The organism is Teichococcus oryzae (genome assembly GCF_008386565.1).
In the GTDB taxonomy this organism is placed as follows: domain Bacteria; phylum Pseudomonadota; class Alphaproteobacteria; order Acetobacterales; family Acetobacteraceae; genus Pseudoroseomonas; species Pseudoroseomonas oryzae.
In genome coordinates this window covers 1-10,312 of sequence record NZ_VUKA01000042.1, presented here as the reverse complement: position 1 = coordinate 10,312, position 10,312 = coordinate 1, and the positions used below count along the sequence as shown (strand labels likewise).

Below are 10,312 nucleotides of genomic sequence, written 5' to 3'. Positions count from 1 at the left end.
CTGATTCGCCATCGCCACTGCCTCCGCTGACCGGAGCCAGTGAATCACCTCAGCGCCCGAACAGCGAGGCATTTCGAAGTGTCCTCCTGCGCGACCGGTCCGTGGTGCACGCGGCCCTGCGGCGAGCGGAGGCGCAGTTGCGGGCGGCGCGAGCCTTCCTGTTCGAGGCCTGTGACGCGGCTTGGCGCGCTATCGCGAGTGGCGCGCCGGTCAGCCTGGATCAGCGGATCGCGGTGCGACTGGCCTTGGCCTAGGCAGGGGAGGTGGCCAAAGCAGTGGTGCAGGCCGCCTACGACATCGGTGGAGGCACCTCGGTGTACGAGCACTGCCCGCTTCAGCGATGCTTCCGCGACGTGCACACAGCGTCCCAACACGCCCAGGTCCAGAGCGCCAACTTTGAGACCGTGGGCCGCGTCCTGCTCGGCCTGGAGCCTGGCACGCCCGTCCTTTGATGTCACGGAGCGGCCTGATGGTGGAACCCGGCCTCTGAGGCGCTACAGCAACCATTTCGGTCACCTACGGCCTGGATGCAGAGATTACAAAAGCTGCCGATATTTGCGTTTCTGGGTCTCTGGCAGCTTTGCTCTGGCAACTCTCACTAGCACCAGCGCAACTCACGCATCGCCTCGAAAAGCTGGCAGCCGGCGGAGTGAGGCAGCTCACCGGAGCCGCACTAAAGGGGCGCGAATTATCGGATCCAAGGATGGCACCGTTCTCCGCTCTTCGCCTTGAGAATGGCTGGTGATCTGCTGCCTCACGCCTCAGACCAAGCTGTCTGGCCAGACTAGGGGTGCCGGTGTCTGATGAGCGAGCCGCCTTTCTGTTCCATAGGACCAACCATGGCACCGCTTGCCCGCCGCGATCCTGATCAGGACCTGATGGTCCACCTGGACAGCGCCGCCTGCCGTGCGCAGGCCATCAGCACCAAATGGGGGCTGATGACTGGGGCAGGCTGGCCAGTGAGCTTGCCCCCTTAATGCCCGGACACGGTCTCGTTTGACTTGCCCTTGGAGAGTGGAGAGCGGCTGTTGAACTATGTCGCGGCTTCGAAGGCACAGCCGTCGCCACGGATTGTAGAAGCCGTCGATATAGTGGCCAAGCGCGCGTTCAGCGTGCTGGCGTGACAGGAAGACAGTTCGCCAGACCAGTTCCGCCTTTAGGGTCTTCAGCACGGTTTCGACCATCGCGTTGTCAAAGCAATTTTCCCTGCCGCTCATCGAGCTGGCGATACCTGCATCACGCAGCATCTGCTGATATGCGCCGGAGCAATATTGGCTGCCGCGATCAGAATGCTGCACCAGGCCCGGCGGCGGCATGCGCGTGACCAGGGCTCTTTGTAGGGCAGCCATAGGCAGTTCCTTTCTCAGCCGGTCGCCCACGGACCAGCCGACGATCCGGCGGGAGTACAGGTCCACCACGATGGCCAGGTAGAGCCAGCCCTCGGCTGTCCAGATATACGAGATGTCGCTGCCCCACTTCTGGTTCGGCCCGGTGGCCGTGAAGTCCTGCTCCAGCAGGTTCGAGGCAACCGGATTGTTGTGCTGGCTGTCTGTGGTGCGCTTGAACCGCCGTTGTTGCAGGGCCCTCAGGCCGTTGTCGCGCATCAGCCGGACCGCCTCCCGCTTGAACCCCTCCGTCCAGCCCCGCTGACGTGGATCTCCCATCGCGCCCTCCAGGTCCTCGACCTTACCTGAGCGCCCTCCATTTCTCCCGGGGAAGTCAGTTCCTGCCGGGACGGTGGGTGTGAGCGACTGCGCAGAGCTCGTTGGCCGATCAGGCGCACATCGCCTGATCAGGCCGCCTCAAACATCGCGGCGCCCCATCCCTGACCTCCATCATGGGGCGGATTACACCGACCTTGGAGAGAACCATGACCCCGGCAGGGAACCGCCCCCACACCGGCGCTTGACCTGGAAAGCCCGATTAGAGAACGGGCTCTGAGAAGGGAGGGGGCTCCGATCAGGTTCCAATCTTCGCCTTAGAAGTACCGTATCCCTGAGAGGGTCTGCGATAGAACTTCATCGTGCCAGCCTGATGCGGATTGTGCTGGGGATTGGCACCCCTGCAGTTAGCCGTACTGTGGCCAGCACGAACAGGTCGGACGCCTTCGTCAGCCGATCGGTGGCGGCTCGCTGCGCTCCCGGCCGAAGAGGACATAGAAGGGATCGAAGCGGTGCCCAGCGCCCGTGCTCGTATCAACAGTCACGAAACCGAAGCCGGCAAACATATGCGACTCCGGTGCTGCCCTACGGATGGCAACGTAGTCGCCCCAGCGCGTATGGGTCCAGGTACTGCCGTCACGGAACCAGACAACGAAGTCGCCCATGAAGCCGACAGCACTGTTAGCATTCAGGCTGCCGCCTCCGCCCCAACCCAGAGCGATGCCGACTTCGTTGTCGGAGTTCGTGGCGAGGCTCGGGTAGCCGAAGGCATGATCCGGGTTCCAGACCTGCATCTGCTCGATCACTGTCCATCCTCCGATATCAAGCTTGACGATCTGGACATGCGGATGAGGAAAATCAAACCCACCCCCTCCACCATCGCCGTTGCTGGCAGTCCAGCCAAGCCAAAGCTCATTAAGCCGCCGCGTAATGCCGATCACGGCATTATTTGGAAAGCCTGTGCTCACACCAGCCGCGGTGACCCCACCGCCGAACCAGTTGTTGCCGTTCGGACCGGTTGAACTGAGCGTACCGTTTGGCCAATTGCGGACCCCGATGTCGCGCCAGAAGTAAGTGGCCGTATCGTTGCGCCAACTGAAGACCCTCAGAGTGCTGTTGTTGACGTGGCCGGCCCAGAAAACTTCATTGCCGGTATCCTGGGAAACGCCGCTGCCCCATGCGACGGCGCCGTCAGATGGGTTGGTGAAGAAAAAGTTGACCGTACCACCCGCTGCAATCTCAGAAAGATTGAGCCGCACCACCACGAGGCCGTTGTCACTGATCGTGTCCGCAGTTGTGTCAAGTACGTCAAAACTGAAGTACACCTCACCGTCGCCCAAGGACATGGAAGGATAATCCATCCAGTCAGTACCGAGACCGAAGCTGGCAGAGGTGAGATCCCAATAGGTCCAGGCGGTACAGTTGCTGTCGATGACATCCTGCGGGCTTGCCGCTGCAAGGCGGTAAGCATTGTCACCGCCGGCAGCAGAGCGGTACTGGAGCAACCACAAGAAGCGGTCGATTTGCGGCGCGTATTGCAGAATCTGGTCGCAGCAGAAGCCTCCTGCCAGAGTGTCGGGGAAGACTGTGGTCGGGTCGAGTGTGGTGAAGGTGGAGCCGCCGTCAGTCGAATAGTCGATGTACCAGTTACCGCTCAACAGGATCACCCGGCCGCCCTTGGCGCCACTAATGTCGGCCGCGTTGGTGCTGGCAGGTGCAACCGACGGATCATCAGTCCAGACGGGGAAATCAAGACCAGAGCCACTGGGGTTCCCTGATGCAAGGTCACGTAATCCCGAGCTCTGGCTGCGGCGTAGGATGCCGCGGAATGGTCCCGTAGGCACGATGCGAGGAGGGCGTGAGTTCGGTTGCCGGGACGGGCTGTCATCCCGCCGCACAGGTGGGTGAGGCGCGTCTTTGACCCGGCCCGGTCGGACCTTTCCAGTTTTTGACTCGCCCGAGCCACGCTCCAGCTCCTGCACCTCTGGGCAGGGGACGTGCTTGCAGGGCGCCTCGCCACCCTCGCAGCCGCTGATGTCGAGGCAGCGGCCGAAGCCGTACTTGCAATCGAGAAGCTGAGCCAAGCCAGGACTGCCCGCCCGAGCTATCTCAACTTGGTAGGTTGTCAGCTTCAGCAGGCATCTCTGGAGCGCGGTTTGCCGGTGCAATTCGTTCCGGATTTCGCAAGTTTGGCTCGCAACCTGTTCCAGTTGGCAGTTAGAGCGCCGTATCTCGGCCAGCATCCGGCCGAGTAGGTCGGTTTGATATGTCATTTCCTCGAGCATGCGCTCGACTGTTCCGCCGTCGTCACGGCGTTCACTGGCGTTTGGCATGGACTTGCTCCCGCTCAATGCGGCGTGCGATGCGGCGGCCTGGGCCTGATCAGCAGGTGCAGGGCGGCGTCGAGCACGAACCAAGTGACCAGGAATGCCGCACATTCCAAGGTGAAGCTGTGAAATTTGTAGAACATCTCAGCAATCACGAAGGCGGCCAGGAAGACGGGAAGTTGCCGCTTGAACAGCTCTCCCGCCGAAAAATTCGTCAGTAATTGAAACATGGAGAAGATCCTCCTGGATAATGGGAGGCGTGGAGTTCAGAATTGGCTCGCTGACGACGAAGGCGATAATACACGGAGGAATGTGTTCAGCTTTCTCCGGAACCTGCCGGACGAAGAGGAAAGTACCAGCAGCGTTGCGTAGTCAGGCGCAGAACAGCCTCACTGCGTCTTCTCACCTTCGTCAGCAATGCTTCCAGAATTCCAACGACCCCCACGAAAGGAACGCTTTTCGGATCGAAATTGCAATGAATTTATGGCTTATGCGCGGCCACCCTCACAGGAGCTGTTTCAAAGTCATCCAATGACTCCTCAGCGCAGTCCGCTTGCAGCTGTCGATTGTGGCTGGACAGCCCCTCACTGCGGTGCTCAATCGTGCTAGTTGCCCAGGGGCGGGCATAGAGCAACGGAGCCTAGCGCGGAATGCGTCGTGTAGCACGTGATCGCAGTAGCATACTGACTGCTGTCTGGTCGCGGAACGGCGCATTCTCAAAGCTGAGGGGCTGAGCCGCAGGCGCCCTTCCACTTCCGAGCGGCCCATCCGGGGCAAGGGCACCTTCCGGGATGGGATGCGGTTCGTCCTTGAATGCACTCCAGGCGTGATGAAGCGGAGCGAAGGCAGCCTTTCGCCGCCCTTTCACCAGCCATCCAACGCGGCTCGGAAGAACTGCTGATGAAGTCCGGAAGCTCTCCCTCCGTACGGGCTAGTTCCAGGACTTTGGCCACGGGGACGGCTCTCTCGTAACCCGCGCGCTACCAGAGACGCATGCCATGTTGAGCGTCTAATTTTCATGCGGATTGTACAACTAATAGTTGCGCCCCCGCCTCATGATGAGGCGGCATCCTCGCGGACATGATCACCTCGGATCTCCAAAATGTCATCCATGTTCCGCGTCAACTGCTGCCAAGCTAGCGACAGGCCGAAGATTTGCTCAACCTCTTCCCGCGGCATTGACTGCAAGAGTCCTTCGAGACGCATGTTCTCAATGGCCGTTATAACCTCACAGGCCGGGCTTTGGCCGCTGATGGTATGGGCTGGCAGGGTTCCACCAACCAGTGCCTCACCGCTTTCGCAAAGAAGGCATTTCATTGTCTGCGTGGCATTCCGCACTGGCTCGATCAGGCGGTCTTTGGCCCTATCTGGCAGCGGACGGGCACTGAGACGATCCGCCATGGCGAGAGTATACCACAGCCGCTCAGTCTGTTTCAGAAGAGCCCTCAGGGAAACATGATGTGCCTGCCTCCGGCGCAGCCGCGTTTGCTGGATCATGGCATGGGCTGCAGCGAGTTCACGGGCAATCCGCGCGTGTGCCGCCTGAAGATCCGCCGTATCCTGTGCCAGATCCTGTTCCAGGATCCTTGTCATACATGCGGAAAGGAGGGCACCACACCCTCCTAGCGCCTGCGCCAGGTGCTGTTCCGCACTGCGGCGGGCTTGGCGCGGCAGGATGAGAGCACTTGCCGCCGCACCGGCTGTTGCTCCCAGCGCAATGGCAGCAACCTTGAGCAGTGCGTCCTCGATCAACTCCATTCCTGGCGCGACGATCAGGATGGCAACCGGAACCAGGCCATAGCTGAACCTCGGCCTGAATCCCGCGATGAGGCTCATGGTCCCGATCCCGACCAGCAGGGACAAGATTGTGCGCCAGCTGCCGAGGCCAATCAGGTAAATGCAGGCCAGGGCGATTATGGAGCCTAGCACGGCTCCCAGAACCCGGTCCCTCGCCGCGGTCAGGGTGCCGCCAATGCTGCCTTGGATGACGTACAGCGCGGAGAACACAGCCCAGGATGGCTCGGGAAGACGTAATCCTTGTGCGATATTGTAGGAAATTAAAACGGCCAGGATCGTTTGGATTGCCAGGCGAATAGGATCCCAGCGGGCTGCGTTCAGACAATGCGTGCAGAACCGGCGAAAAGAGGATTTGGCGGGGTGTGGATTGCCGGGCGCTGGAGGCGGTATCATGCAAAGGAGAATTCTTGCCGCGTCGCATTGTTGCTCAAGTCACGCTGCGCCTTGCCTATCTCCTCTAAGGCGCTCCACAGGAGCGGGAAGAGATCTCATGCCATCATCCGGGTTGGCGGCTGTCGAATTGTCCCGCTCCAGCGGTCCCTCAACCGCTGAGCCGGGCCTGAGGTCACGCCGATTGACATAGATTGATCGAACGGCATCCTCTAGTGCGATGCTGTCCCGCAATGCCCACAACGTATCACCGACGCCGGAATCCGAAACCTTCATCAACGATGGCGTTGGAGCCGGCCGCTGCCGCAGCGTTAGCGATGGCCTTCGTGCGGCCCCTCGATCCCTGGCGCCGGATGAGCGTGGTCAAGCCACGCCGCCGGCGTTTTCCCGCGCGATGCCCCAGGGGCATACAAGCGGCCGATGACGCCCTGCCCCTCCTCCTCGGCGGACAGGGAACTGGGCGCGCTCGGCCAGGCCCAGAACTGGGCCGCGACACCGCTCGGCCCGCCTGAGACCTGGCCTGCCTCCTTGCGGGCCGCGGCCAGCATGGTGCTCAATTCGAAGTTTCCGGCCTGCATCGTCTGGGGCCCCGAACTCATTACCATCCACAATGAGGCTTTCCGGCCGATCCTGGGCGCCAAGCCGCAGGCACTGGGGCGTCGGTTCGACCAAGTCTGGACCGAGGCCTGGGACACGCTTCGGCCCGTCGTCGAACGCGTCCTCGCTGGTGAGGCCATCTTCATGGATGACTTCCCGGTCACAGTGGAACGCCATGGCTATCTTGAGCAGGCGTTCTTCACCTTTTGCTACAGCCCTCTTTACGATGAGGCGGGCCGCGTGGCCGGATTCCTTGATACCGTTCTGGAGACCACTGAGAAGGTTCTGGCCGAACGCCGCCAAACCTTCCTGCTCCGCCTGGAGGAAGATCTCCGAGGCCTTGTTGACCTCCAGCGCGTCACGCTGACAGCGGCCGAGGCGCTTGGCCGCCATCTTGGCGCCGCTCGGGTCGGCTATGGCGAGATCAACACGGCAGGCACTACCGTGCGCGTCGATCGCGACTGGGGCAACGGCACGATCGCCAGCCTCGCCGGTGAAGTCCGTCCACTGGACGGGTTCGGCCCGGCTGCCATCGCAGAACTCCGGGCAGGTCAGAGTCTGGTGGTGGAGGATTGCCTCGCCGACTCCAGAACGCTCGGTGACGACTACGCCGCTACATGGGCCAGCATCGGTGCGCGCGCCCTGGTAGTAGTGCCCCTGCTTCGGGAGGGAAGGCTGACGGCGATCCTCTTCGTGCACGAGCCGGTAGCACGCCGCTGGCGCGACACGGAGGTAAAGCTCGTTGAGGATACCGCCCGGCGAACTTGGGAAATCTTTGAGCGAGCGCGCGCTGAGGAGGCGGTCCGGGACAGGGAGGAGCGGCTGCGCGTCATTGTCGAGAGCGCGCGAGACTACGCCATCTTCACCACCGATCCGCAGGACCGGATCGATACCTGGATGCCAGGCGCGGTCAATGTCTTCGGCTGGAGCGCGGAGGAGGCTCTCGGGCGCTACAGCGCCATGCTCTACACGCCGGAGGACCGGGCGGCTGGCATTCCGATGCAGGAAGTCGAGATCGCCGGCCGGGAAGGCGCCGCACCGAACGTGCGCTGGCATGTTCGCAAGGACGGCAGCCGGGTGTTCATCGAGGGAAGCCGAACGGCGCTGCGCCATCCGGATGGCCGTTTGCGTGGCTTCCTCAAGATCGGTCAGGACGTGAGCGAGCGCAAGGCCGCCGAGGCAGCCCTGCGAGAAAGCGAGGCACGCTTCCGTCACATGGCTGACAGTGCTCCGGCATTGATCTGGATGACGGATGCGGAGGGGCAGGTGGTCTTCGCCAACATGCATCACGACCACCTGTTCGGGCGACCTGCGGCGGCGGTGCTAGGGCAAAACTGGGAAAGTGTCCTGCTACCCGAGGATCGTGCCTCCTTCCGAAGTGCCTTCAAAAGGGCTTTCCTGGCCCGGCAGCCCTTCAGAGCCGAGGCGCGAGTGAATGATAAGACCGGCAAGGTGCGCTGGCTGCGCTGCGAGGGCGTGCCCCGCACAGACGACCAGGGAACATTCCTGGGCTACACCGGCTGCAACGTCGACATCACCGAAGCGCGCAAGCTGGCCGACGAATTGGAGCGCCGGGTCAGCGAGCGGACGGCGGAATTGATGGCGGCGGAGGAGACTCTTCGCCAGGCCCAGAAAATGGAAGCGGTGGGCCAACTAACAGGCGGCATCGCGCATGACTTCAACAACATGCTTCAGGGCATCACGAGCAGCCTCGACATGGCGGAACTCCGCGTGGCGACCGGCCATGTCGAGCTGGTGGCGCCCCATCTGGAGACGGCGCGCGAGGCCGCCGATCGGGCGGCGGGTCTGACACGACGCCTGTTGGCGTTCGCGCGGCGGCAGCGTCTGGAGCCGAGGCAGGTCCGTGTGAACGAGCTGATCCTGGGCATGGCGGACCTGATCCAGCGCACGGTGACGCCGGAGATCGGGCTACAACTGCGGCTGCGGGACGACGTTGGCGGCGTGCTCTGCGACGCCAATGAACTGGAAAGTGCGCTGCTGAACCTGTGCATCAACGCACGCGATGCCATGCCCGAAGGAGGCCGGTTGACCATCAGCGCGGCGGATGCATGCCTCTCGGCAGCGGATCTGACGGCCGAGGATGAGCTTGCAGCCGGCGAGTACGTCGAGATCGCGGTTGCGGACACCGGAACGGGTATGTCGCCAGAGGTTCTGAGGCGGGCCGTGGAGCCGTTCTTCACCACCAAGCCGCTGGGGCAGGGCACTGGCTTGGGCTTGAGCCAAGTCTACGGCTTTGTGCGCCAATCTGGTGGCCTCGTGCGGCTGGAGAGCGAGCAGGGGCAGGGCACGGTTGTGCGCCTTCTGCTGCCGAAGCATACGAGCGTGGAAAGAGCGGAGGGCGCTGTGGCACCTTCAGTGCCGGATATGACCTGCACGGGTGGAAAGGTATTGCTGGTGGACGACGAGGCCGCGCTTCGCATTCCTGCGGCCGAATGGCTGCGCGAGCACGGCTACCAGGTGTTGGAGGCAAGCAACGGGCCTGCTGCGCTGCGCCTGTTGGAAGACGGGAACGGGATCGATCTGCTGATCACGGATGTTGGCTTGCCGAATGGGATGAACGGGCGCCAGGTGGCCGAAGCCGTTCGCGAGCATGTGCCCGGAGTGCCGGTGCTGTTCATCACGGGCTACGCTGCCACGCCCTTGCCGCCAGGATCCAAGGTCATCGGCAAGCCTTTTCAGCTCAGCGTCCTGGTCGAGCGGGTCCGGTCTATCTTGGCCCGAGAGTCGCCTGGATGACGCTGATGCTCGGGATCTGCCGGGACATATTATTCAGGCTGAGCCATCGGTCTCTGGTTTTATGGTGAGGGGTGGTTGCGGGGACGGTGGCTTGCCGGAGCCGTCCATCTGCATGCTAGCGATAGCAATTCCGGAAGAGTTGCCACCATCGGCGCGGCGGACGGGATCTCCGGTCTGAGATGCGCGGATTATCGGGTATAAAAGTTGTTACATTGCTGCTGTTGCTTGCGGTTTTTGCAGCCACTCTGTGGTCTGAGGGTCTTCAGCGTAACCAGAACTCGATTTTGTTCTGGGCTGCCATGGCCAGTGCAGCCGCCGGAGGCGGTCCGCTGTCCGGAAGGATTATCTCGAAAGCGGCGCGGCCCTGAAGTTGCCGCCTTGAACATCCCTGCCGTTGGGCCATCCATCGTAATTCTTCAGTCCGATAGAGCAAATCCTCCCCTATCCGTTGCTAGCCAAAGACAAGGTTCGAGTGTTGAACAATCGCGTTTGTACAACTATGAATTGAGTTATCGAGATCAGGTTTGGGGTGCCTAAAAAACGCACGAGGTCCTCTAGGGGCCCAGGCCTCCCTGGAAGGACAACGCTGCTTGAATGGCCACTTGATCTCTGGGAGCCAGGACCCGCTCCTCGTCACCTTATCCGTCGCGGTTGCAATACCGCCTCCTTCGCAGCATTGGACCTGGCAGGGCGAGCACTGGCAACGGCGGGCCGCTGGATGGGCACTGCCTGGCTTGGCGCCGCCGCCCTTGCCTTGGGCGGAGGCACCTGGTCCATGCACTT

The 10,312-nt window shown here is 62.1% G+C and carries 4 protein-coding genes and 2 pseudogenes; 2 read left to right on the top strand and 4 right to left on the bottom strand.

Features of this window, described 5'->3' with window-relative positions:
* The first annotated feature begins 101 nt into the window (after positions 1 to 101).
* Positions 102 to 452 (top strand): annotated as a pseudogene (locus F0Q34_RS22425) (hypothetical protein).
* Between the two features lie 606 nt (positions 453 to 1,058).
* Here the strand turns inward: F0Q34_RS22425 and F0Q34_RS22420 are convergent.
* The 4 genes and pseudogenes from F0Q34_RS22420 to F0Q34_RS21080 form a co-directional block, all read right to left on the bottom strand.
* A pseudogene (locus tag F0Q34_RS22420) lies at positions 1,059 to 1,616 on the bottom strand (IS3 family transposase); the annotation flags it as partial.
* Positions 1,617 to 2,110: 494 nt separating this feature from the next.
* Positions 2,111 to 3,994 carry a hypothetical protein gene (locus F0Q34_RS21090; protein WP_149814351.1) on the bottom strand — a complete coding sequence of 628 codons (1,884 nt, stop codon included), beginning with the start codon at positions 3,992 to 3,994 and terminating at the stop codon, positions 2,111 to 2,113.
* A 14-nt stretch (positions 3,995 to 4,008) separates the two neighbouring features.
* Positions 4,009 to 4,218: a hypothetical protein gene (locus F0Q34_RS21085; protein ID WP_149814350.1), complete on the bottom strand. Its 210-nt coding sequence runs from the start codon at positions 4,216 to 4,218 to the stop codon at positions 4,009 to 4,011.
* An 823-nt stretch (positions 4,219 to 5,041) separates the two neighbouring features.
* Positions 5,042 to 6,178: an FUSC family protein gene (locus tag F0Q34_RS21080; protein WP_149814349.1), complete on the bottom strand. Its 1,137-nt coding sequence runs from the start codon at positions 6,176 to 6,178 to the stop codon at positions 5,042 to 5,044.
* 417 nt (positions 6,179 to 6,595) lie between these two features.
* Here F0Q34_RS21080 and F0Q34_RS21075 point away from each other — a divergent pair, with 417 nt between their 5' ends.
* Complete coding sequence (locus F0Q34_RS21075; protein WP_149814348.1) at positions 6,596 to 9,529, top strand: PAS domain S-box protein; 2,934 nt, start codon at positions 6,596 to 6,598, stop codon at positions 9,527 to 9,529.
* Positions 9,530 to 10,312: the final 783 nt, after the last annotated feature.

Coding starts and splice junctions, on each gene's coding strand:
- F0Q34_RS21090 (WP_149814351.1), bottom strand. CDS start 3,994: ATGCCAAACGCCAGTGAACGCCGTGACGACGGCGGAACAGTCGAGCGC.
- F0Q34_RS21075 (WP_149814348.1), top strand. CDS start 6,596: ATGACGCCCTGCCCCTCCTCCTCGGCGGACAGGGAACTGGGCGCGCTC.
- F0Q34_RS21085 (WP_149814350.1), bottom strand. CDS start 4,218: ATGTTTCAATTACTGACGAATTTTTCGGCGGGAGAGCTGTTCAAGCGG.
- F0Q34_RS21080 (WP_149814349.1), bottom strand. CDS start 6,178: ATGATACCGCCTCCAGCGCCCGGCAATCCACACCCCGCCAAATCCTCT.